The organism is Sulfurisoma sediminicola, assembly GCF_003865015.1.
In the GTDB taxonomy this organism is placed as follows: Bacteria; Pseudomonadota; Gammaproteobacteria; order Burkholderiales; family Rhodocyclaceae; genus Sulfurisoma; species Sulfurisoma sediminicola.
The window spans coordinates 337,331-357,688 of the sequence record NZ_BHVV01000003.1; the positions used below are offsets into that span (position 1 = coordinate 337,331).

The 20,358-nt window shown below is 65.5% G+C and carries 23 protein-coding genes and 1 tRNA gene; 16 read left to right on the forward strand and 8 right to left on the reverse strand.

The features are described from left to right. Nucleotides 1–54 precede the first annotated feature (54 nt). The 3 genes from EJE94_RS07970 to EJE94_RS07980 are packed head-to-tail and all read right to left on the reverse strand — an operon-like array spanning nucleotide 55 to nucleotide 2,835. Entirely contained in the window at nucleotides 55–798 is a 744-nt protein-coding gene (locus tag EJE94_RS07970) for a lysophospholipid acyltransferase family protein (protein WP_121242319.1), read from the reverse strand. Further along, nucleotides 792–1,280, reverse strand: a complete 489-nt coding sequence (locus EJE94_RS07975; RefSeq protein WP_121242318.1) for a CYTH domain-containing protein — start codon at nucleotides 1,278–1,280, stop codon at nucleotides 792–794. Before EJE94_RS07975 ends, EJE94_RS07970 begins: the two co-directional genes overlap by 7 nt. A 7-nt stretch (nucleotides 1,281–1,287) precedes the next feature. Further along, the gene (locus tag EJE94_RS07980; RefSeq protein WP_121242317.1) at nucleotides 1,288–2,835 is read right to left on the reverse strand and encodes a CYTH and CHAD domain-containing protein; all 1,548 of its coding nucleotides are present in this window, start codon (nucleotides 2,833–2,835) and stop codon (nucleotides 1,288–1,290) included. A 139-nt stretch (nucleotides 2,836–2,974) separates the two neighbouring features. Here EJE94_RS07980 and EJE94_RS07985 point away from each other — a divergent pair, with 139 nt between their 5' ends. Then, entirely contained in the window at nucleotides 2,975–3,922 is a 948-nt protein-coding gene (locus EJE94_RS07985; RefSeq protein ID WP_121242316.1) for a PDC sensor domain-containing protein, read from the forward strand. A 910-nt stretch (nucleotides 3,923–4,832) separates the two neighbouring features. Here the strand turns inward: EJE94_RS07985 and EJE94_RS07995 are convergent. Further along, the gene (locus tag EJE94_RS07995; protein WP_165904783.1) at nucleotides 4,833–4,988 is read right to left on the reverse strand and encodes an arylsulfatase-activating aslB domain protein; all 156 of its coding nucleotides are present in this window, start codon (nucleotides 4,986–4,988) and stop codon (nucleotides 4,833–4,835) included. 170 nt (nucleotides 4,989–5,158) lie between these two features. Between EJE94_RS07995 and EJE94_RS08000 the strand changes: the two genes are divergently transcribed. The 4 genes from EJE94_RS08000 to EJE94_RS08010 are packed head-to-tail and all read left to right on the forward strand — an operon-like array spanning nucleotide 5,159 to nucleotide 8,959. Next, nucleotides 5,159–6,007 carry a peptidylprolyl isomerase gene (locus tag EJE94_RS08000; RefSeq protein WP_165904784.1) on the forward strand — a complete coding sequence of 283 codons (849 nt, stop codon included), beginning with the start codon at nucleotides 5,159–5,161 and terminating at the stop codon, nucleotides 6,005–6,007. Then, complete coding sequence (locus EJE94_RS14720) at nucleotides 6,004–6,306, forward strand: hypothetical protein (protein WP_207855812.1); 303 nt, start codon at nucleotides 6,004–6,006, stop codon at nucleotides 6,304–6,306. The genes EJE94_RS08000 and EJE94_RS14720 overlap by 4 nt, the downstream gene beginning before the upstream one ends. Further along, nucleotides 6,243–6,989, forward strand: coding sequence for a HupE/UreJ family protein (locus EJE94_RS08005; RefSeq protein ID WP_207855814.1), 747 nt, complete (start codon nucleotides 6,243–6,245; stop codon nucleotides 6,987–6,989). Before EJE94_RS14720 ends, EJE94_RS08005 begins: the two co-directional genes overlap by 64 nt. Nucleotides 6,990–7,021: 32 nt before the next feature. Further along, a complete protein-coding gene (locus EJE94_RS08010; RefSeq protein WP_121242312.1) occupies nucleotides 7,022–8,959 on the forward strand; it encodes a DUF3604 domain-containing protein in 1,938 nt (645 codons plus the stop codon). Between the two features lie 12 nt (nucleotides 8,960–8,971). On the opposite strand, the gene EJE94_RS08015 is transcribed toward EJE94_RS08010, so the two are convergent. The 3 genes from EJE94_RS08015 to EJE94_RS08025 form a co-directional block, all read right to left on the reverse strand. Continuing rightward, a complete protein-coding gene (locus EJE94_RS08015) occupies nucleotides 8,972–9,838 on the reverse strand; it encodes a hypothetical protein (protein WP_121242311.1) in 867 nt (288 codons plus the stop codon). Nucleotides 9,839–10,261: 423 nt separating this feature from the next. Continuing rightward, the gene (locus EJE94_RS08020; protein ID WP_121242310.1) at nucleotides 10,262–10,663 is read right to left on the reverse strand and encodes a diacylglycerol kinase; all 402 of its coding nucleotides are present in this window, start codon (nucleotides 10,661–10,663) and stop codon (nucleotides 10,262–10,264) included. After that, a complete protein-coding gene (locus EJE94_RS08025; RefSeq protein ID WP_121242309.1) occupies nucleotides 10,660–11,841 on the reverse strand; it encodes a glycosyltransferase in 1,182 nt (393 codons plus the stop codon). Before EJE94_RS08025 ends, EJE94_RS08020 begins: the two co-directional genes overlap by 4 nt. Nucleotides 11,842–12,026: 185 nt before the next feature. On the opposite strand from EJE94_RS08025, the gene pstS reads away from it, so the two are divergent. The 4 genes from pstS (at nucleotide 12,027) to pstB (ending at nucleotide 15,779) form a co-directional block, all read left to right on the forward strand. Further along, entirely contained in the window at nucleotides 12,027–13,073 is a 1,047-nt protein-coding gene (gene pstS, locus EJE94_RS08030) for a phosphate ABC transporter substrate-binding protein PstS (protein ID WP_207855816.1), read from the forward strand. Between the two features lie 83 nt (nucleotides 13,074–13,156). Next, complete coding sequence (gene pstC, locus EJE94_RS08035) at nucleotides 13,157–14,116, forward strand: phosphate ABC transporter permease PstC (protein WP_121242308.1); 960 nt, start codon at nucleotides 13,157–13,159, stop codon at nucleotides 14,114–14,116. A 10-nt stretch (nucleotides 14,117–14,126) separates the two neighbouring features. After that, nucleotides 14,127–14,966: a phosphate ABC transporter permease PstA gene (gene pstA, locus EJE94_RS08040; protein ID WP_121242307.1), complete on the forward strand. Its 840-nt coding sequence runs from the start codon at nucleotides 14,127–14,129 to the stop codon at nucleotides 14,964–14,966. 33 nt (nucleotides 14,967–14,999) lie between these two features. Next, nucleotides 15,000–15,779 carry a phosphate ABC transporter ATP-binding protein PstB gene (gene pstB, locus EJE94_RS08045; protein ID WP_243642559.1) on the forward strand — a complete coding sequence of 260 codons (780 nt, stop codon included), beginning with the start codon at nucleotides 15,000–15,002 and terminating at the stop codon, nucleotides 15,777–15,779. A 108-nt stretch (nucleotides 15,780–15,887) separates the two neighbouring features. On the opposite strand, the gene EJE94_RS08050 is transcribed toward pstB, so the two are convergent. Next, the gene (locus tag EJE94_RS08050) at nucleotides 15,888–16,373 is read right to left on the reverse strand and encodes a SixA phosphatase family protein (protein ID WP_121242306.1); all 486 of its coding nucleotides are present in this window, start codon (nucleotides 16,371–16,373) and stop codon (nucleotides 15,888–15,890) included. Nucleotides 16,374–16,523: 150 nt separating this feature from the next. On the opposite strand from EJE94_RS08050, the gene tpiA reads away from it, so the two are divergent. From tpiA to EJE94_RS08085, 7 genes are all read left to right on the forward strand, one after another. Then, nucleotides 16,524–17,273 carry a triose-phosphate isomerase gene (tpiA, locus tag EJE94_RS08055; RefSeq protein ID WP_121242305.1) on the forward strand — a complete coding sequence of 250 codons (750 nt, stop codon included), beginning with the start codon at nucleotides 16,524–16,526 and terminating at the stop codon, nucleotides 17,271–17,273. Between the two features lie 14 nt (nucleotides 17,274–17,287). Further along, on the forward strand, nucleotides 17,288–17,644 hold the full coding sequence (gene secG / locus EJE94_RS08060) for a preprotein translocase subunit SecG (RefSeq protein ID WP_121242304.1): 357 nt from the start codon (nucleotides 17,288–17,290) through the stop codon (nucleotides 17,642–17,644). A gap of 29 nt (nucleotides 17,645–17,673) precedes the next feature. After that, a complete protein-coding gene (locus EJE94_RS08065) occupies nucleotides 17,674–18,438 on the forward strand; it encodes a class I SAM-dependent methyltransferase (protein WP_121242303.1) in 765 nt (254 codons plus the stop codon). 69 nt (nucleotides 18,439–18,507) lie between these two features. Further along, a complete protein-coding gene (locus tag EJE94_RS08070) occupies nucleotides 18,508–19,140 on the forward strand; it encodes a hypothetical protein (RefSeq protein ID WP_165904785.1) in 633 nt (210 codons plus the stop codon). A 175-nt stretch (nucleotides 19,141–19,315) separates the two neighbouring features. After that, nucleotides 19,316–19,400 (forward strand) — tRNA-Leu (locus tag EJE94_RS08075). Between the two features lie 63 nt (nucleotides 19,401–19,463). Next, a complete protein-coding gene (locus tag EJE94_RS08080; RefSeq protein WP_121242301.1) occupies nucleotides 19,464–19,838 on the forward strand; it encodes an NADH-quinone oxidoreductase subunit A in 375 nt (124 codons plus the stop codon). 16 nt (nucleotides 19,839–19,854) lie between these two features. After that, on the forward strand, nucleotides 19,855–20,331 hold the full coding sequence (locus EJE94_RS08085) for a NuoB/complex I 20 kDa subunit family protein (RefSeq protein WP_121242300.1): 477 nt from the start codon (nucleotides 19,855–19,857) through the stop codon (nucleotides 20,329–20,331). Nucleotides 20,332–20,358 lie beyond the last annotated feature (27 nt).

The window sequence follows — 20,358 nt, forward strand, 5'->3', positions numbered from 1 at the left end:
GCGCATGCTGCGGGGGCCGTGCGACGGCGTGATGACGCCCAGGTTGCAGCGGGATTACGGTTCGTCCATCCCCGCGCCGATGGCGTGGGCGATGGCGCGGTGGGCGTGGGCGGCGAGGTGGCGGCGGTCGGCGACGAGCGGCGGCAATGGTGTCAGCACCTCGATCTGCGCCGCCAGACCCTCGGCCGTGGCGATCGCGCGCAGGCACTGCCACAGCGTGATGGCGTCGATATAGGCCGGCGCGTCGTTGCGGCGACCGTTGCGACTGGTATAGCGCAGCGCCAACGGCGTGACCGGGGCGCCGGCATCGATCGCGGCCTGGAATAACGCGCCATGGAAGGGCAGCACGCGGTCGCCGCGCGTCGTCGTGCCCTCGGGGAACACGGCTACGCGCCGGCCGTCGCGCAGTCGTTCGACGATCCGGCCGCGGGCGTGCTGCGCGGCGGCGCGGCTGCCGCGTTCGAGAAAGATGGTGTCGGTACGTGCGGCGAGCCAGCCGATCAGCGGCCAGCGGCGCACGTCGTCCTTGGAGACGAAGGCGACCGGCTTCACCGCGTTGATGACGAAGATGTCGAGAAAGGAAATGTGATTGGCGACGAGCAGCCCCTGCGGATCGCCGCCGACCGCGCGCAGTTCGACGCCAAGGCAACGCAAGAGGCGGGCCGACCAGCGCCGCTTGAGCTTGAGCCGGTGCGCCGGAGCGATGCGGGGAAAGACCAGGGCGACGATGGCGAGGCCCAGGGCCAGGTGCAGGCCGAGGCCGGCCAGGCGCGCCGCGGCGCGCAAGGCGATCAGCATGCGGCGGCGGGGGGCAGGTAGGCGGGGAAGGGCGGCGTCGCGGCGACGGCCAGCGCGCTGTTGGCGTAGCGCGGATCGTGGCTCACTTCCTCGCCCAGCCAGTCGGGCCGCTCAAATGCCTGCTCGGCATGGTCGAGCTCGATTTCGGCGAGGACGAGGCCGGCGAGATGCCCCTCGAAGACGTCGACCTCGATGGTGTGAATGCCGTTGGGGATGCGATAGCGCGTCTTCTGCACGACGCGGCCGCCGCAGTGCCGTTCGATCAGTTCGCGCGCCACGCGCAGGTCGATCGGGAACTCGTATTCGTCGCGCTCGATGCCGCCCTTGCTCTTCAGCGTGAGAAATGCCTCGGCTTCCTTGATGCGCACACGCACCGTCATCGGCTCCGCGGCGACGTAGCCCTGCACGATGCGCGCACCCAGGCGCCCCTCGATGGCGCCGAGGTCGCGGACGAGGAACTTGCGTTCGATCTCCTTGGCCATGATGGGACTACTTGAGCTTGGGCAGGCGCAGCTTGCGCACGATATCGAGCTGATCGGGCACCGCACCGAGCAGGGCGGCATGACGCGGGCCGTGCCAGCCGCCGATCAGGGCCACCGCCTCGCGCAGGTTGGGATCGGCGCCGGCGCTGGCCATCAGCACCGCGCCGGCGCTGGCGAGGTCGTTGAGCTGGCCGAGCTTGTCCTGCAGGGCCGCCAGCTGCTTCGCCGCCGTGACGAAGGAGCGCTTGGGCATCAGCGGACCGAAGAATTCGAGTGCGTAGCGCAGGCGCTTGATGGCGATGCGCAAGGCATGGAGCGAAGAGGGCTCGTCGATGCGGGCGAGCTCGGCCAGGTGATGGGTGCGTCGCTGCAGCTTGCGCAAGCGATGCCGGGCGAATTCGAGCAGCGTGAGCGGCGCGGCCGCCGCCGTGCCGTCGGCGGTCGGCGAGGCCTGTGCGATTGACGGCGCGGCCAACGCCTTGCCCTGCAGCAGCGAGGAAGCCCGCAGCAGCAGCCGGCCGTAATCCGGCCGCGCCAGGAAGGCGACCGTTTCGGCGCGAGTCGCGTAGAGCCTGTCGGTCAGGATGCCGGCCAGAGCCGAGATGCGCGGGTCGTCGGCCAGCGCTGCATTGACCGGCCCGACGATTTCGGCCAGCAGCACGTCGAGGTCGCGGGTGCGGCCGAGCGTGGCCATCAGTTCGCGCAGGGGCGGCACCATCTGCTCGGCGAAATCCGGCGGCAGCACCGGTGCGAACATGCGCATCGCGGCGCGCAGGCGCCGCGTCGCCACGCGCATCTGATGGATGTATTCCGGATCGTCGCCGATCAGGGCGCCGGCATGATTCTCCTGCAGATGCGTCAGGCAGTTCAGCGCGATGGCGCGGAAGGCCGTCAGTGGGTGGTCGGCGGCTTCGATCGCGACCTCGGTGGCGCGCGCCGGGGTAGGGCGGATGTCGCCGGCGAGGCGGTAGCCGCGCTCGGGTTTCGAGACCAGTTCCGGGGTCAAGGGCACGCGTGCGGCCAGCTCGAAGGCGATCTGGTAGAGCTGTGTCGGCGTGCCCTTGACCAGTTCGATCTCGATCTCGGAAATCGGCGCACGCCGGCCATTGGCGGCGATCCAGCCGCGGTCGAGCATCACCAGCACCGTGCTGGCCGGCGTCGGATGCAGTTGCCAGATCACCCGGCGGAAGCTGGTTTCGAACAGGGAGGTCAGGCCCTGCGCCACCCTGGGCTTCTCGAAAAGCCGACGCACCGATTCTTCATCGATGCCCGCGAAGTCGAAGCCATTGGCGTAGGAGGCTTCCCACTCCGGCCGCGTCGTCAGCCCGACATTCGAATCCGGATTGTGCTTGACGGTCTGCACCCAGCCGCTGCCGCGCTTGCGCAGGCGCAGCGTGACGGCATGCCTGTGCAGGTCGAGGCGGCGCGTGTCGTAGTAGATGCTGACGAGCGCCTCGCTGCGGCGGCTCGAGGCGCGGCGCAGCAGGGGGTGACGCATGAACAGCGCGTGGGCCGACTCGGGCAGGCCGAGTTTCAGGGCGATCTGGGTGGGCATGGGGCGATTCTACGTCGCCGCTGCCCGATTAATTATTACAGCGCAGGGCATCATGACATGCCCGTATGGCCGGGACGGGGGCGACGATGAACGCTACAATGATGCAATGCACCAATCAATTGCCTGAAGCTGCCCGACCATGGATGAAAAGTGGAAGGACGATGTCTATCGCAAGCGCGCGGAACTGGCGCAGCGCCTGCACGAGCCGATGGCGCGGCTGGCGGCGCTCTGCGCCGGGAACTGGGGTGGCCGCGCGCAACTCAACGATGTGCTGGCGGCGGGTTTCGACGCCATTCCGCATGCGACCTATCTCTACGTGCTCGACGACAAGAGCGTGCAGGTCAGCGACAACGTCGGTGCGGGCCGCGTCGCGCTCGGCTATTTCGATCGCGACCGCTCGCAGCGGCCCTACATGCGGGAGCCGGTGCCGGCGTGGGGATTCCTGCTGTCGGACGCCTATGTCAGCCTGTCGGGACGGCCGTCGCTGACCGCGCTGCACGTGGTGCGCGACGGCGACGCCCTGCGGGGCTATCTCGGTGCCGACTTCGACCTGCGCGATCTGCCCGCCGCCCCTGCCGCCGCGCCGGAGGAGCACAGCGATTGGCGGCAGATCAAGGGCGATCCCTCGATCCGCGGCACGGTGTTCCTGCAGAAGCGCGTCGAGAGCCCGATGGACCGCCACATCGGGCAGGCGATGTCGATACTCGAGGAACTGATCACCGAGCGCGGCATGTTCCAGGTGGTCATCCATTTCTCCAGCAGCCGCGCCACGGGCTGGTTCGTCGACGATCCCTTCCGCTACCGCATCATCGACCACGAGGCGCTGGCCGACCCCGATGTCTGCATGCTTTACCCGCCGCAGCCGTGGCCCGCCGACGCGGCCATGCGGCCCGAGGCCGTGAAGCCCATCCTCGACGCCATGCGCGAACTGCGCATCACCGACCAGAACATCTACCTGCGCTCGGCCTCGATCAACATCTTCAACGGCATGGTCAGCCTGACCTTCTCCTGCGACGGCTCGCACTACGTGGCCTGGGACCAGTTTCTCGACCGTCAGGGCGATTTCTGGTCGGCCATCGGCGGGTGAAGAAGTACGCATTCTTCTCGTTCCGTAACTCGGAATGGGCTGTGGATTCCACGCAGACGGGTGTGTCTGTAACCAGCCATAACCGGTCAGTGGAGATTATTCTCCATTGCCGACGTTCAGGTGGAGTATTGTTCTAAAGTAGTCATTGACCCGAAGGTAGTCGATGGCGCCGGGTGGTTCGACCTGCTTGTTCTCTTCGGAATTCCGATCGACGATCCCGAGATGCAACGGTAGAGTTAGCTTCGTGGTTACCGCAATCAGAAGAGATGCCTGGCTCCGATGTGCTGTGACAAAAGCCTATCAATTGCATATGCTGTCAACCTGCCAGTACGCGAGCATAGTGGGGCTCAATGGTGCTTCACGCGGCTACGCTGGACCGTAGGCTTCTACTGCCCCTATGGGGTGTTCCAGCCACTTTTTGTGCAGCAAATTACAGGTTGGAGAATATGATGAACCGACTTATTGCATGTGGATTGCTCAGCTTCGCATTTGCCGTCCCGTCAGCGAACGCGGTCGTTTATTGCAAGAGCGTGGGCGTACCGAAGGGCTGTGTTGCTCGCCCGGCAGCGACCCCCGGTGTGGGCGCTCCCGGCGTGGGTGTGGCACCCGGCGTGGGCGTTGGCGCTCCGGGTGCTGGCGTCAGGGACCCTGGCATCAACCAGCCAGGTGCCGCTGGCAACGTCGGTGCCCCGCGTGCTGGGGTGGGCGCCCCCGGTGCAGGTGTCGTCGACCCCGGCATCAATCAGCCGGGTGCCGCGGGGAATGTCGGCGTACCCGGCAACCGTGGCGGTCCGGTCAACCGCGTCGGTCCCCGCTGATTCATCGGGAAGCGCCATCAGGGCCGGCTCGCTGGCCGCCGGGGGGGGCCGACTCTTGAATTTCCCGAGGTGCGGACCCGGGCGTCCCGGGGTCAGGACTTCTTGATGATCAACGACCCCTTCACGGCTTCCATCACGTAGGAGACTGGCAGGTCGTTTTCGAGCAGGGTCGCCATAGTGCGCAGGTATTTGCGGATGTGGCGGAAGAACTTCTTGTAGCCGGCGCAGAGGTAATGTAGCCCGGGCACCGTGCGGCGAGGTGGGAAAACGGTGCTTCGGGCAGCCGCCCCAGCAGGCGTTCAGCACGTCGCATTCCCAGCACCAGCGCGGCAGCGTCGTGATCGAGTGGGCCGGCGGCGGGCGCGTCCTCAAGTTTCCGGGTTGAGCGGTGGCGGTCACCGCTAGAATGCGTTGACCGATGAAGCGCTGGCTCCACGAACCCCTGTTGCATTTTCTCCTCGCCGGCGCGCTGCTATTCGCGGCATACGCCTGGCTCAATCGCGAGCGGGAGAGCGGGCCGCGCGAAGTGCGCATCGGCGCGGCCGAGATCAACTGGCTCAAGGAAACCTGGACGCGGCAGTGGCAGCGCCCGCCGACCGAGGAAGAGCTGCGTGGCCTCGTCGCCGATTTTCTCAAGGAAGACCTGCTGGCGCGCGAGGCCCGTGAGCTCAAGCTCGACGAGAACGACACCATCGTGCGCCGCCGCCTGGCGCAGAAGATGCGCTTCGTCATCGAGGACACGGCCACGCTGGCGGAGCCGACGGACGACGAACTGCGCCGGCTCCTCGCCGTCGATGCCGCTGCTTACCAGGCGCCGGCGCGTATCAACTTCAGCCAGCTCTACTTCAAGACCGGGGCCGATGCGCAGGCGGCGTTGAAGCGACTCGCGCAGAAGTCTGCGGGCGATACCGGCAGACTCGGCGAGAACACGCTGCTTGAGCGCGATTACGCCGGCCTCGATGCGGCGGCGGTGACGAGCGTCTTCGGGCCGAAGTTCGCCGAGCGCCTTTTCGCCGTCGATACGGGTGGCTGGCAGGGGCCGCTCGCTTCCGGCTACGGCTTTCACCTGGTCTTCGTCACCGCCCGCCAGCCGCCTCAGGCACGACCTTTCGCGGAACTGCGGCCGCAGCTCCGCGCCGAATGGCAACGCAGGCAACAGGCCCAGGCAAGCGAGAAGTACTTCGCCGAACTGCTGAAGAAATACGCCATCGTCGCTGACGACAGCGTGCGCCCCCTGCTCGGTTCCTTAGCGAAGGGGCAGCCATGAAGTGGCTGGCGTTCGCCCTGCTGGCGTTGTGTCTGAACTCGTCTTTCGCCCACGAGGTGCGCCCGGGTTATCTCGAGTTGCGCGAAGGCAGCGACGGCGCTATCGCCGTGTTGTGGAAAACGCCGATGCGCGGCGACATGCGACTCTCGCTGGTGCCCGAATTCTCCGGGCACAGCGAGGCGCTGTCGCCGGTCATATCGCGGCAGGCGGGGGGGCGGCGATCCAGAGCTGGCGCATGCGTCCGCTCGATCCCCTGCGCGGGCAGACGCTGCGCATCGCCGGCCTCGAACGCACCATGACCGACGTGCTTGTCCACATGGCCTTCGCCGACGGCACCACCTGGACGCAGCGCCTGACGCCGACGCAACCGGCGGCGACCGTATCGCAGCGCGAATCGGCCATCGCCGTCGCCGGTGTCTATTTCAAGCTCGGCGTCGAGCACATCCTGCTCGGCATAGACCACCTGCTGTTCGTGCTGGCGCTGCTGCTCATCACCAGCGGCGGCTGGAAACTGGTCAAGACCGTGACGGCTTTCACCGTCGCGCACAGCATCACGCTGGGGCTTGCGGCTCTGAATCTGGTGCGCGTCCCGCAGGCGCCGGTGGAGGCAGTCATCGCGCTGTCCATCGTCTTCGTCGCGGCGGAGATTCTCCACGCGCGCGAAGGCCGCGAAGGCATCACCTTGCGCGCTCCGTGGCTGGTGGCCTTTGCCTTCGGCCTGGTGCACGGTTTCGGTTTCGCCGGCGCCTTGCGCGAGATCGGTCTGCCGCAGGGGCAGATCCCGGTGGCGCTGGCCTTCTTCAACGCCGGCGTCGAAGTCGGCCAGCTGCTGTTCATCGCGACGGTCATTGCCGCCATCGCCGGTATCAGGCGTTACGGGCGGGGGCAATGGTCGCCGCCGCGCTGGGGCGGGCTGGTCATGCCTTATGCGATCGGCAGCGTCGCGATGTTCTGGGTCATCCAGCGTGTAGTAGCATTCTGACGGGCAGGAAATTCCATAGAGGAGATGAAGCCATGAAGAACACGATGTTGTGCAAGACCACCTTGGCGAGCCTGCTGGCCTTCATGTTCTCCCTGCCCGCGATGGCTCACGACGCTGGCCAGGCCGAGCAGGCCGGTCTGGACAAGGTGCACCCAGCCAAGCCGGGCTATTCGCCCTACGCCGGCCGCAGCTATCCCACCCGACCGCTTTTCGGCGATACCCATCTGCATACCTCCTACTCCATGGATGCCGGGGCCTTCGGCGCGCGCCTCGGTCCGCGCGAGGCCTATCGTTTCGCCAAGGGCAACGAGATCATGGCTTCCAGCGGGCAGCCGGTGAAGTTGTCGCGGCCGCTGGACTTCCTGGTGGTCGCCGACCACTCGGACGGCATGGGTTTCTTCCCCCAGCTCGTCGGTGGCGGCCCCGAAATCATGGCCGATCCACAGGGACGGAAATGGAATGAAATGATCCATTCTGGCAAGGGGGCGGATGCGGCCATGGACATCATCCGCAGCTTCAGTGCCGGCAAGATGCCGAAGGCGATCTTCCCGGTGCCGGGGACCAAAGCCTACCGCGGTGCCTGGCAGGAAACTATCAAGGCCGCCGAGGAAGCCAACGACCCCGGCCGCTTTACTGCCTTCATCGGCTACGAGTGGACCGCGAACACGGGCGGCAACAACCTGCACCGCAACATCATCTTCCGAGACAACGGCGACAAGGCCAGCCGCGTCGAGCCCTACACCACCCTCAAGCCCCTGGGCAGCGACAACCCGGCGGACCTGTGGAAGTGGATGGCCGCGTACGAAGACAAGACCGGCGGCAACGTGCTCGCCATCGCCCACAACGGCAATCTCTCCAACGGCCGCATGTTTCCCACGGTCGAGGACTTCGGCAAGAGGATCGACCGCAAGTACGCGGAGGAACGCATCAAGTGGGAGCGGCTCTACGAGGCCACCCAGACCAAGGGCGATGGCGAGGCGCATCCCTTCCTGTCGCCCAACGACGAATTCGCGAATTTCGAGAAGTGGGACAAGGGCAATCTCGATGGCAGCGTGGCCAAGAGCAAGGACATGCTGCAGTTCGAGTATGCCCGCTCCGCGTTCAAGAACGGCCTGATCCTCGAGCAGAAGCTCGGGACCAACCCCTACAAGTTCGGCCTTGTTGGTAGCAGCGACGCGCATACCGGCCTGGCGGCGATGGAAGAGGAGAACTTCTTCGGCAAGACCACGCCGCAGGAACCCAGCCCTGAGCGCATGCACAAGGTCTTCGTCTCCGATCCGAAGAGCGGCATCAAGATCATGGACTGGGAAGTGTCTTCTTCCGGCTACGCCGCCGTCTGGGCGGCGGAGAACACCCGCGAGGCGATCTTCGATGCGATGTCACGGCGCGAGACCTACGCCACCACCGGCCCGCGCATGGCGGTGCGCTTCTTCGGCGGCTGGGAATTCGAGGCGAAGGACGCCAAGCACCGCATGCCGGCGCAGCTCGGCTATACGAAGGGCGTACCCATGGGCGGCGACCTGCGCGATGCGCCGAAGGGCAAGGCCCCCACTTTCCTTGTTGCCGCGCTCAAGGACCCGATAGGCGCCAACCTCGACCGCATCCAGATCGTCAAGGGCTGGCTCGACGCCAAGGGCGAGGTGCATGAGAAGGTCTACGACGTGGTCTGGGGTGATGCCGCGACGCGCAAGCCGGGCAAGGACGGCAAGCTGCCGCCCGTGGGTTCCACCGTCGATGTCGAAAATGCCACCTGGACCAACACCATCGGCGATCCGGAACTCATCACCGTGTGGAAGGACTCGCAGTTCGATCCGGCGCAGCGCGCCTTCTACTACGCGCGGGTGCTGGAGATTCCGACGCCGCGCTGGACCGCCTACGATGCCAAGCGCTTCGGCGTGAAGCCGCTGCCCGGCACGACCATGGTGCTGCAGGAGCGCGCCTACACCTCGCCGATCTGGTACACGCCCTGACGGTGAGTCGGCCTACCAGCGGAAGCCGAGCCCGATCATCCCGCCGTTGAAGCGCAGGTCGGAGACGAATTTGGAGTCGGGAAGGTTGTAATCCAGCACGCGGTAGGCCGCAGTGATCTCGCCCCAGTCGAAGGCATAGCCAAGGCCGATCAATCCCTGATACGTCGAGTTGGACTGGCCGGTGCCGACGTCGAGGTAGTAGGGGACAAACCAGCGACCGTCGCCGAGCTTGGCTTGGCCGCGTACGCCGACGACGAAGTCGGTGACGCTGCCGTCAGAGGTCATCGTGCCCGTACGCAATGGCAGGGCGATCGGGCCGACGTTGCCCGAGAAGCTCCAGTTGAGTTTCTGGTCAAGGGTCAGGTAGCGGGCGCCGGCGACGATGTTTAGGTTGTGACCCGGCTCGTCGATGGCAGCATACTGGCCCGCCAACGTCCAGACGGCTCCCTTGAGGCTGAAGTCGGCGGTGAGGGCGGCATCACCCGGCACGGTGGGCAGGAGTCGGCCACCGATGGTGAAGTGCTTGCTGCCGGTCTTAGTCTGTCCGAGGTTGAGGGTAATGAGATCGGTGAAGCCGCCCCAGCGTCCCTTGCGGGCCTCGAAGGTCCCCATGAAGACGCTCTCCATGGCCTTGAGGATGTCGCCGCCGTCGACCTCGGCGTTGCCGCCGGTGGTCAGACCGGCGTTAACGATCGCTGGTGGCACGGAGAAGTTCGACTTGACTTCGAGCGACGGTAACCAGGCATAGATCGATGCACGGAACTTCCAGTCGTCGGCCCCGGACTTTGAGGATTGGGCCGAAGCCCCTAGAGGCGCGAGCAGCGCGGTCGCACTGAGCAGGGCGCAGGTCGCGCACTGAAATATGGAATTCTTCTTCATATCCATCTTTCTTGGTAACGAGGTGCCTCGGGAAGGTGCGGCGTCCGAAAAATGCGGCATCGATCCGGATGCCGCCGACGACATGATACGCATCCTAGCAAAGGAGGAAGTACGCTGACTGCAGCGAACGTCAGCTTTCTGTAACCGCTAGCGACGGCTCAGGGGCGTCAACCGCCAACCAAACTTCCCGTCAGCAGTCGCTGAAAAAAGTCGGCGCTGGTAAGGCAACTGATGAAACACCTGCACAGCAAGAAGGGGCAGGACAAAACCCTGCCCGCTTCGCTGTGGATGCGCTACAAGGCGGTCGAGCAAGAAACGCTCTGGTGAATCCCCTGCGCAGCAAGGCGGTCGAGCAGAGTACGCTCTCCTCGCCGCTGCGGATCCTCGCCGTAGCGGATGGCGGGGCGGTGCCGGGTGCGGACTCTAGCCGAACAGCACCAGCGTCCAGACCGCGCAGACGTTGAGCAGGGCGAGCAGCACCGCCGCGCTGCCGATGTCCTTGGCGCGCTTGGCGAGGCGGTGACGATCGAGCGAGATGCGGTCGACGGCGGCCTCGATAGCGGAATTGACGAGTTCGACGATTAGCACCAGCAGCACGGCTCCGATCATCAATGCGTGGCCGATGCCGTTGGCGGGCAGCCACAATGCGAGCGGGATCAGCAGCAGCGCCAGCCAGACTTCCTGGCGGAAGGCATCCTCGTGGCGGTAGGCCGCCTCGAGGCCGGCGATCGAGTAGAACAGCGCGTTCCAGACGCGGGCGAGGCCGGTCTTGCCCTTGAACGGACTCTCGTGGGCGTGGCTGGCCTGGGGCTCGGGCGGGGTCATGCGGCCGATGTTACCAGCGAGCGATAGAGGCCGGCGAGCTGGCGCGCGCGCGCCGGCGCGGCCCATTCCAGCGCGTAGTCGCGGGCCTCGGCCGCCAGGGTATCGAGCTGGTAGCGATTGCCGATGAGGGTTGCCAGGCCGTTGCCGAAGGCGACCGGGTCGTCCGGTGCGATGACGGCGCCGCGCCGGGGATCCAGGATGTCGCGGGTGCCCATCTCGGCCAGGGCGTAGACCGGCAGTCCGGCGGCCATGGCTTCGAGCAGCACCAGGCCCTGGGTTTCGGTGCGCGAGGCGAAGGCGAAGACGTCGGCGGCGGCGTAGCAGTCCGGCAGTTCGGTCTGTCGATCGAGGTAGCCGACGAAGCGGACATTGCCGTCGAGTCCGGCACCAGTCGCCTGGCGCCGCAGGGCGGGCAGGGCGGGGCCCTCGCCGGCAATGACCAGCAGCAGGTCGGGATGAATCTTGACGGCCGTGGCCATGGCGTCGATGAGGAAGGCGATGTTCTTTTCAAAGGCGACGCGACCGACGAAGAGCGCGACGGGGCGCTCGGCGGGAATGTCATGGCGGCTGCGGAATGCCGCGCCATCGCCGGTGGCGAAGCTGTGCACCGGGATGCCGGTGGGCAGGACGTGCAGCGGTGCGGTCACGCCGTAGCCGGTGAGGGTGTCGTGCATGGCGCGCGAGGGCACGACGACGGCATCGAGGTCGTTGCATTGGCCCCGGGCGAGTCGTCGCGCCGCGGCCTTGAGCCATGGCCGCGGCAGCGCCGGCAGGTAGTGGGCGATGTATTCCTCGAAATGGGTATGGTAGGTGGCGAGCACCGGAATTCTGTGGGTGCGTGCGGTGCGCGTGCCGGCGTAGTGCGCGGCGAAGGGCGTCTGCACATGGATCAGGTCGACGCCATCGGCGGCGAGGTGGTGGGCGGTGTGGCGCAATGGCTGCCAGTGCATCAGGCGGTCCTCGGGGTCGAAAGGCACGCGCCGCGAGGGAATGCGCCAGGTGGCCGGCGCGTCGTGGCGCTGCGGATAGGCCGGCGCGATCAGGCGGACATGGATGCCCTCGGCGGCGAGGTCGGCGCGGAAGGTCTCGATCGAGGTCGAGACGCCGTTGATGCGGGGAAAATACACGTCCGAAATCATGAGGACGCGCAGGAAGCGGTTGGGGTGGCGTCGATACATGGCGCCCACCTTGCCTGCGCCATGTTTCGTGCATATGACAGGCGCCGGCTTGGCGATCTCGTGGCCCGGGCGGGAAATTCGGGCCGTTGTCACAAAGCTGTCACACGCCGTTGCTAAAGTTGCGCTCCGCAAAAAGTCATAATTTGTGCTCTGCAAAATTCATGAAATTCTCCAAGGAGATCAAGATGTTGAAAACGGTTCAGCGGTTCGCTCTGCCCCTCGTCGCCGCGACCTTCGCCTTTGCTTCCGCCGCTCAGGCGGCGGAAATCACCGGCGCCGGCGCTTCCTTCCCGGCCCCCATCTACGCCAAATGGGCCGACGGCTATCAGAAGGCCACCGGCAACAGAATCAACTATCAGTCGATCGGCTCCGGCGGCGGCATCAAGCAGATCACTGCCAAGACCGTCGATTTCGGCGCGTCCGACATGCCGCTCAAGCAGGCGGACCTCGACAAGGACGGCCTGATGCAGTTCCCGACGGTGATCGGCGGCGTGGTGCCCGTGGTCAACGTCGCCGGCATCAAGCCGGGCGACCTGCGCCTGACTGGTCCGGTGCTGGCCGACATCTACCTCGGCAAGATCGCCAAGTGGAACGACAAGGTCATCGCCGAGCTGAACCCGAAACTGGCGCTTCCGGATCAGGCCATCGCGGTGGTGCGCCGCGCCGACGGCTCGGGCACGACCTTCATCTTCACCAACTATCTCTCCAAAGTCAGCGAGGAGTGGAAGAGCAAGGTCGGCGAAGGCACGGCCGTGCAGTGGCCGCAGGGCCTCGGCGGCAAGGGCAACGAGGGCGTTTCGGCCTTCGTCCAGCGCGTCGCCGGTGCGATCGGCTATGTCGAGTATGCCTACGCCAAGCAGAACAAGCTGGCCCACGCCGTCATGAAGAACGCGGCCGGCAATTTCGTCGCCCCGGACGACGCGACCTTCAAGGCCGCTGCCGCCGGCGCCGACTGGAACAAGTCGGCCTTCGGCGAGATCCTGACCAACCAGGCCGGCAAGGATTCGTGGCCGATCACCGGCGCGACCTTCATCCTGATGCACAAGGTGCAGGCCAAGCCCGAGCAGGGCGCCGAAGTACTCAAGTTCTTCGAGTGGAGCTACAAGAACGGCGCCAAGATGGCCGAGGACCTCGATTACGTGCCGCTGCCCGAGTCCACCGTCAAGCTGATCCACAACGCCTGGACCCAGATCAAGGATGGCGCCGGCAAGTCGGTTTGGACTGGCAAGTAAGCCAAGGCACACTAGAATAGTTGCCTGACGACGCACCCGCGCCATCCCTGGCGCGGGTGCGTCAACTGGAACCAGACTTCGACATGAGTTCGCGCAGCCTGATCGGCGGTCGCCGTGACATCGGCGACATCATCTTCTTCAACGTGACGCGCCTGTTCGCGTTGCTGTCGCTGCTGCTCATGGCGGGCATCATCGTCGCGCTGGCCATCGGTGCATGGCCGGCGATCCTCAAGTTCGGCACGCGCTTTCTCGTCACGCAGGAGTGGAATCCGCCGGCCGAGCAATTCGGCGCCCTGGTGCCGATCTACGGCACCATCGTCACCTCGCTGGTCGCATTGATCATCGCGGTGCCGGTCTCGTTCGGCATCGCCCTGTTTCTCACGGAACTGTCGCCGGTGTGGCTGCGCCGCCCGCTGGGCATCGCCATCGAACTGCTCGCCGCGATCCCGTCCATCGTCTACGGCATGTGGGGGCTGCTGATCTTCGCGCCGATCTTCGCCCAGTACGGCCAGCCTTTCCTGACGGCCACGCTGGGACACATTCCCTTCCTCGGGGCCCTGTTCGCCGGTCCGCCGCTGGGCATCGGCATCCTCGCGGCGGGCATCATCCTCGCCATCATGATCATTCCCTTCATCGCCTCGGTGATGCGCGACGTCTTCGACGTCACGCCGGCGATGCTCAAGGAATCCGCCTACGGGGTAGGCTCGACCACTTGGGAGGTGGTCTGGAACGTGGTGCTGCCCTACACCAAGGTCGGCGTCATCGGCGGCATCATGCTCGGCCTCGGCCGCGCGCTCGGCGAAACCATGGCCGTGACCTTCGTCATCGGCAACACCAACCTGATCAGCGGCATCTCGCTCTACGCGCCGGGCACCAGCATCACCGCCACGCTCGCCAACGAGTTCGCCGAGGCGACGCCGGGCCTCTATACCGCGGCGCTGATGGAACTGGGCCTGATCCTCTTCGTCATCACCCTCGCGGTGCTGGTGTTCTCCAAACTCCTCCTGCTGCGCCTGGCTCGCCAGGAAGGCACCAAGACCTGAGGGCCGCGCCGTGCAGCTGCTGACGCAACGCAAGCTCGTCAATCGCTTCGCCCTCACGCTGTCGCTGCTGGCGATGAGCTTCGGCCTCGTCTGGCTGGTGTGGATCCTGTGGACGACGCTGGATCTCGGCCTGGTCGGGCTTTCCTGGGAGCTGTTCACCAAGATGACGCCGCCGCCGGGGGAATCCGGCGGGCTGCTCAATGCAATCGTCGGCAGCATCGTGCTGGTCGGGCTTGCCACGCTGCTGGGCACCCCGATCGGCGTCCTCTCCGGCATCTACATCGCCGAGTACGGCCAGCACACCTGGCTCGGCAAGACCACCCGCTTCGTCAACGACATCCTGCTGTCGGCACCGTCGATCGTCATCGGCCTGTTCATCTACGCGGTCTATGTCGCGCGCGTCGGCAAGTTCTCGGCGATCTCGGGCGTGCTGGCGCTGGCGCTGATCGTGATCCCGGTCGTGGTCGCCACCACCGAGAACATGCTCAAACTGATTCCAGCCACCCTGCGCGAGGCGGCCTTCGCGCTGGGTGCGCCGAAGCGCGCCGTGATACTGAGCGTGACGCTGCGCGCGGCGCGGGCCGGCGTGATCACCGGCGTGCTGCTGGCGGTGGCGCGCATCTCCGGCGAGACGGCGCCGCTGCTGTTCACCGCGCTGTCCAACCAGTTCTGGAGCCTCGACCTCAACGAGCCGATGGCCAACCTGCCGGTGACGATCTTCAAGTTCGCCATGAGCCCCTTCGCGGACTGGCAGCGCATCGCCTGGGCCGGCGTGTTCCTGATCACGGCCAGCGTGCTCGGCCTCAACATCATCACCCGCGTGCTGTTCCGCCAGAAGCACAAGAACTGACCGAACCAAGGCTTGAAAGAAATGAGTGACGCCATGATGATCGAACCCCAGGTCGCGCTGGAAACGCAGATGGCGTTCCGCGATTTCGACTTCTATTACGGCAAGTTCCATGCGCTCAAGCGCATCAACCTGGAGATCTACAAGCGCCAGGTGACCGCCTTCATCGGTCCCTCCGGTTGCGGCAAGTCGACGCTGCTGCGCACCATGAACCGCATGTACGACCTTTACCCCGAGCAGCGTGCCACCGGCGAATTGCTGCTCGACGGCGAAAACGTGCTCGACCGCAACGTCGACGTCAACGTGCTGCGCGCCAAGGTCGGCATGGTGTTCCAGAAGCCGACGCCGTTCCCGATGTCGATCTACGAGAACATCGCCTTCGGCGTGCGCCTGCATGAGCGTCTGAACAAGGGGCTGGTGACGGAGCGCGTCGAATGGGCGCTGCGCAAGGCGGCGCTGTGGGACGAGGTCAAGGACAAGCTCGGCCAGAGCGGCATGAGCCTCTCGGGCGGCCAGCAGCAGCGGCTGTGCATCGCCCGCGGCATCGCGGTCAAGCCGGAAGTGCTGTTGCTCGACGAGCCGACCTCCGCGCTCGATCCGATCTCGACCATGCGCATCGAGGAGCTGATCACGGAACTCAAGGAGGAGTTCACCATCGCGATCGTCACCCACAACATGCAGCAGGCGGCGCGGATCTCCGACTTCACCGCCTACATGTACCTCGGCGAGATGATCGAGTTCGGCGTCACCGATCAGGTCTTCATCAAGCCGCAGAAGAAACAGACCGAAGATTACATTACCGGACGCTTTGGCTAAGCGCCCAGTAATGCAACGGCGCAGGCTAACCTCGCGCAGCGAGAGTTAAGCGCCGGAGAGGCGCGGCCGTAGCCACTACATCGGCGTCCCGCTGGCGCCGACATTCTTCTACAGCAGCTCCGGCCCGATCACGGCGCGCAGGAAGGTCTTGTCGTCGCCGGGCTTGTCCTTGCGGCTGATCCACCATACCGCGCCCTTGCGGATGCTGAAGCTATGCGAAGCGGTATCCATTGGGACGCCTTCCTTGCCGCAGACCAGCAGGGAGGCCAGCGCGCCCAAGGTCGGCTGGTGGCCGACGACGAGTACCGCCTTGGGCAGGTTCGGCCAGCCGGCAGCCGTGAGCAGGTCGGTGGGCGTGGCCTGCGGGCCGATGCGTTCATCGGTGTCGTAGGGCAGTTCCAGCGGCAGCACCGTCTGCTGGGTGCGCATGGCGGGGCTGACGAGAATGCGCGTACCCTTGGGCAATTGCTGCCGCAGCCAGCGGCCGACCACGCGCGCCTGCTTCTCGCCGCGCGGCGTCAGACGGCGCTTCATGTCGCTCATCCCGGGCTTGGGCTCCTCGGCCTCTGCATGGCGCCAGAGAATCAGGTCCATGGGTTCGTTCCTCCACTGAAACCCGCAATCTTGCTGCGGCAATGTTACAGCGCCATTGCGGGGGGCGTCCGTCGAATGGCTCAAATTGACCGGCGGCGGCTGTGACCGGTATAATCCAGCCCCTTCCGAATCCTAGAAGACCCAAGAGACATGGCTCGAACCAAACTCGTCGCCGGCAACTGGAAAATGCACGGCGATAGCGCCGCCAACCAGGCCCTGCTCGATGGCATCAAGGCCGGCGCCGCCGCCTCCAAGGCGACCCTCGCGGTCTGCGTGCCTTTCCCCTATCTGGCGCAGGCCCGTGCCGCCCTGAGCGGTACGACGATCGCCTGGGGCGCCCAGGATGTCTCCCGCCATGCCCAGGGCGCCTACACCGGCGAGGTCGGCGCCGCCATGCTCAACGATTTCGGCTGCCGCTATGCCATCGTCGGCCATTCCGAGCGTCGCAGCTACCACGGCGAGACCGACGAGGTCGTCGCCGCCAAGTCCGATGCCGCGATCAAGGCCGGCCTGATTCCGATCATCTGCGTCGGCGAGACCTTGGCCGAACGCGAAGGCAACATCACCGGCCAGGTGATTACGCGTCAACTGGACGCGGTGATCGCCTGCATCGGCGCTGCCGGCCTGGCCAAGTCGGTTGTCGCCTACGAACCGGTGTGGGCCATCGGTACCGGCAAGACTGCCAGCCCTGAGCAGGCGCAGGAAGTGCATGCGCTGATCCGTGCCCGCGTTGCCGCGGTCGATGCCAATGTCGCCGCCGGCCTGCAGATTCTCTACGGCGGCAGCATGAAACCCAACAATGCCAAGGAACTGATGGCGCAGCCCGACATCGATGGCGGCCTCATCGGCGGTGCCGCGCTGGTACCTGCCGACTTCCTGGCGATAGGCGCCGCGGCCTGAACTGGAGTGATGCGATGACTTTCCTGTTTCCCCTGGTGCTGACGGTCCATATCCTGGTCGGCGTGTCTGTCATCGGCCTGGTGCTGATTCAGCACGGCAAAGGCGCCGACATGGGTGCCGCTTTCGGCAGCGGCGCCTCGGGCAGCCTCTTCGGCGCCTCGGGCTCGGCCAACTTCCTGTCGCGCACGACGGGTGTCCTGGCCGCAATTTTCTTCATGACCAGCCTGGGGCTCGCCTACATGGCCAACGCCAAGCCGACGGTTTCCGGCAGCGTCATGGATGCCGCCGTGCAAAAGGCCCCGGCCGCCGCGCCGGCAGAAGTTCCGGCGCCGGCCAAAGACGGTTCGAAGGCGCAGGACATCCCGAAGTAATCGCAACCACCCCGACTGGACCGATCGCCATGAGCCCGCCGCCCCTTGCCATTCGCGAACAGCTGCGCGAGCAGCGCTTCAACACGGTATGGAAGGAGGAGTTGCACGATGTCTTCGTCGATGTCGCTCCCTATTACGACCGAGCCAACCACATCGCCAGCTTCGGTCTGTGGAACTGGTTCCTGCGCAATTTCATGTCCATCATCGAACTGCGCCCCGGGCAGCGGGTGCTGGACGTCTGCGCCGGCACCAACGCCGTCGGCATTGCGCTGCTCCAGCGCGAACCCAGTCTCGAGCTCCATGCCATGGATCGCAGCGCGGCGATGCAGGAAGTCGGCCGCCAGCGCGCCGAGGACCGCGGCCTGAAACTGGCCAGCAGCACCATCGGCGACGTGCATGTGCTGCCCTTCCCCGACAACCATTTCGACGTGGTCACGCTGCAATGGGCGTCTCGGCACCTGCGGGTACGCGACCTGTTCACCGAGATCCACCGCGTGCTCAAGCCGGGCGGCCGCTTCCATCACTGCGACATGCTGCGTCCGGGCAATCCGACCGTCGAGAAGCTCTACTACGCCTATCTGCGCGGCAGTCTCGCCATCACCGGCCTGCTCTTCGGCAGCGGCAGCGCGGCGCTCGGCGCCAAGAAGTATTTCATCGAGGCGCTCGAGATGTTCTATTCCGCCGACGAGTTGTCCCAGGTCCTGCGGGAGCTGGGGTATCGCGACGTGATCTCCAAGTCGCTGCTTGCCGGCATGATCGGGCTGCATCGCGCGGCCAAGCCTCTGGCCGACTGAGCGGCCGGGGAACGGCGCCCCGGCTTTCCGCAACACCTGTCCGGGGAAGGTCCAGTAGTCATGACCCCCGTGGATGCTCTGGCTGCGTTCGATCGCAGGATCCTCGAGACCTACGCCCATCGCACCACCGATGCCTTGCGCGGCGTGCTGCCGCTGCGCGTCGCGCTGCCGCGCATCGAGCCGTTCCTCGCCCTCAACGTCGCCAAGGAAGTGCAAAAGGACACGCTGGTGATCCGGCGCGCCGGCGAGGCGCTGCGCCACGGCGCGACGCCCGATCACGCCATCGTGCGGCAACTGTTCCATGCGACTCAGGAGATCGATCGTGCCTTCCTGGCGCGGGTCAGCGGCCTGCCCATCGGCATCGTGATTCGCTACGAGGAAATCGAGCCGATCCGCATGCGCCGCATCGAACGTCTGCTCGGTGCGGCCTATGCCATTCTCGGCCACTGGCCGCAGCACAAAAATTGGCGGGCGGCACTGCGGGCAGCTTATCCGCGCGGGGAACTCGAGCAGCGGCTGCACGAACTGCTGCGCCTGTATGCGCAGGAAACGCAGGCGCTGAGCCGCTCGCTGCGCCTGCCGGCGCTGCTGGTTCCGTTGCGCGAGGGCATTGCGCGCAACCTCTACCAGATCATGAATGCGGCGGCGATTCGCCTGGCGCGGGAATTGACGGCAACCGTGTACCGTCCGGAAAGAAACTGATTGCGGCAATCGGACTCGCGCGGTGGTCTCGAGCGCGATGGATTCGTTGCCACGAACGCATTTTTTTGCGTCGCAGTAAAAGCCTTGCTATATAATCAGCGCCTAATGTCCGGCGCACGGCAACGGCCGCCGGACGTGCAACGGGCGTCAGGCAGTACGGTAAGACAATGTCCGGGCCGTCGTGGTGAAATTGGTAGACACGCTATCTTGAGGGGGTAGTGGCGAAAGCTGTGCGAGTTCGAGTCTCGCCGACGGCACCAAGTTTTTTGCGGTTCGTTTTTCGGGGTCAAGCAGCGCAACGTTACGCGGCACAAGCCACCAAAATGCTGGAAAACTATTTTCCCGTCCTCGTTTTCATATTCGTTGCCCTGATCTTCGGCTGCGTCCCGATCATTGTCGGTCGCGTGGTCGGCCCCCACCGCCCCGATCCGGAAAAGCTCTCCGCCTTCGAGTGCGGCTTCGAGGCCTTCGAGGATGCGCGCATGAAGTTCGATGTGCGCTACTACCTCGTCGCCATCATCTTCATCCTGTTCGATCTCGAAATCGCCTTCCTCTTCCCCTGGGCGACGATCTTCAAGGAGATCGTCAATACCGAATCCGTGAAGCTGTTCGGCTTCATCGAAATGCTCGTCTTCATCGCCATCCTCGTCGTGGGCTACGTCTACGCCTGGGCCAAGGGCGCGCTGGACTGGGACTGATCGTGGAGACCAAGGCGTGAGCATCGAAGGCGTACTGCAGGAAGGCTTCGTCACCACTTCGCTGGACAAGCTCATCAACTGGACGCGCACCGGTTCGCTCTGGCCCGTGACCTTCGGCCTGGCGTGCTGCGCGATCGAGATGATCCACACCGGCGTGTCGCGTTACGACCTCGACCGTTTCGGCGTGGTGTTCCGCCCCAGTCCGCGGCAGTCGGACGTGATGATCATCGCCGGAACCCTGACCAACAAGATGGCGCCGGCGCTGCGCAAGGTCTATGACCAGATGGCGGAGCCGCGCTGGGTGATCTCGATGGGGTCGTGCGCCAACGGCGGCGGCTACTATCACTATTCGTATTCGGTGGTGCGCGGTTGCGACCGCATCGTCCCGGTCGATATCTACGTGCCGGGCTGCCCGCCGACGGCCGAGGCGCTGCTCTACGGCATCATCCAGCTGCAGAACAAGATCACCCGTACCTTCACCATCGCCCGCTGATTCGCCTCGCCAAATCCTCGAACGCAT

What these genes read in the sequence shown, in the direction of transcription:
- EJE94_RS08020 (WP_121242310.1), bottom strand. Translation starts at nt 10,663, where the DNA reads ATGACCCCGCCCGAGCCCCAGGCCAGCCACGCCCACGAGAGTCCGTTC.
- EJE94_RS08000 (WP_165904784.1), top strand. Translation starts at nt 5,159, where the DNA reads ATGAAGCGCTGGCTCCACGAACCCCTGTTGCATTTTCTCCTCGCCGGC.
- EJE94_RS07985 (WP_121242316.1), top strand. Translation starts at nt 2,975, where the DNA reads ATGGATGAAAAGTGGAAGGACGATGTCTATCGCAAGCGCGCGGAACTG.
- secG (WP_121242304.1), top strand. Translation starts at nt 17,288, where the DNA reads ATGACTTTCCTGTTTCCCCTGGTGCTGACGGTCCATATCCTGGTCGGC.
- EJE94_RS07980 (WP_121242317.1), bottom strand. Translation starts at nt 2,835, where the DNA reads ATGCCCACCCAGATCGCCCTGAAACTCGGCCTGCCCGAGTCGGCCCAC.
- EJE94_RS08005 (WP_207855814.1), top strand. Translation starts at nt 6,243, where the DNA reads ATGCGTCCGCTCGATCCCCTGCGCGGGCAGACGCTGCGCATCGCCGGC.
- EJE94_RS08010 (WP_121242312.1), top strand. Translation starts at nt 7,022, where the DNA reads ATGAAGAACACGATGTTGTGCAAGACCACCTTGGCGAGCCTGCTGGCC.
- EJE94_RS07970 (WP_121242319.1), bottom strand. Translation starts at nt 798, where the DNA reads ATGCTGATCGCCTTGCGCGCCGCGGCGCGCCTGGCCGGCCTCGGCCTG.
- pstB (WP_243642559.1), top strand. Translation starts at nt 15,000, where the DNA reads ATGATGATCGAACCCCAGGTCGCGCTGGAAACGCAGATGGCGTTCCGC.
- EJE94_RS08050 (WP_121242306.1), bottom strand. Translation starts at nt 16,373, where the DNA reads ATGGACCTGATTCTCTGGCGCCATGCAGAGGCCGAGGAGCCCAAGCCC.
- EJE94_RS14720 (WP_207855812.1), top strand. Translation starts at nt 6,004, where the DNA reads ATGAAGTGGCTGGCGTTCGCCCTGCTGGCGTTGTGTCTGAACTCGTCT.
- EJE94_RS08015 (WP_121242311.1), bottom strand. Translation starts at nt 9,838, where the DNA reads ATGAAGAAGAATTCCATATTTCAGTGCGCGACCTGCGCCCTGCTCAGT.
- tpiA (WP_121242305.1), top strand. Translation starts at nt 16,524, where the DNA reads ATGGCTCGAACCAAACTCGTCGCCGGCAACTGGAAAATGCACGGCGAT.
- EJE94_RS08080 (WP_121242301.1), top strand. Translation starts at nt 19,464, where the DNA reads ATGCTGGAAAACTATTTTCCCGTCCTCGTTTTCATATTCGTTGCCCTG.
- EJE94_RS08025 (WP_121242309.1), bottom strand. Translation starts at nt 11,841, where the DNA reads ATGTATCGACGCCACCCCAACCGCTTCCTGCGCGTCCTCATGATTTCG.
- pstS (WP_207855816.1), top strand. Translation starts at nt 12,027, where the DNA reads ATGTTGAAAACGGTTCAGCGGTTCGCTCTGCCCCTCGTCGCCGCGACC.
- EJE94_RS08065 (WP_121242303.1), top strand. Translation starts at nt 17,674, where the DNA reads ATGAGCCCGCCGCCCCTTGCCATTCGCGAACAGCTGCGCGAGCAGCGC.
- pstC (WP_121242308.1), top strand. Translation starts at nt 13,157, where the DNA reads ATGAGTTCGCGCAGCCTGATCGGCGGTCGCCGTGACATCGGCGACATC.
- EJE94_RS07975 (WP_121242318.1), bottom strand. Translation starts at nt 1,280, where the DNA reads ATGGCCAAGGAGATCGAACGCAAGTTCCTCGTCCGCGACCTCGGCGCC.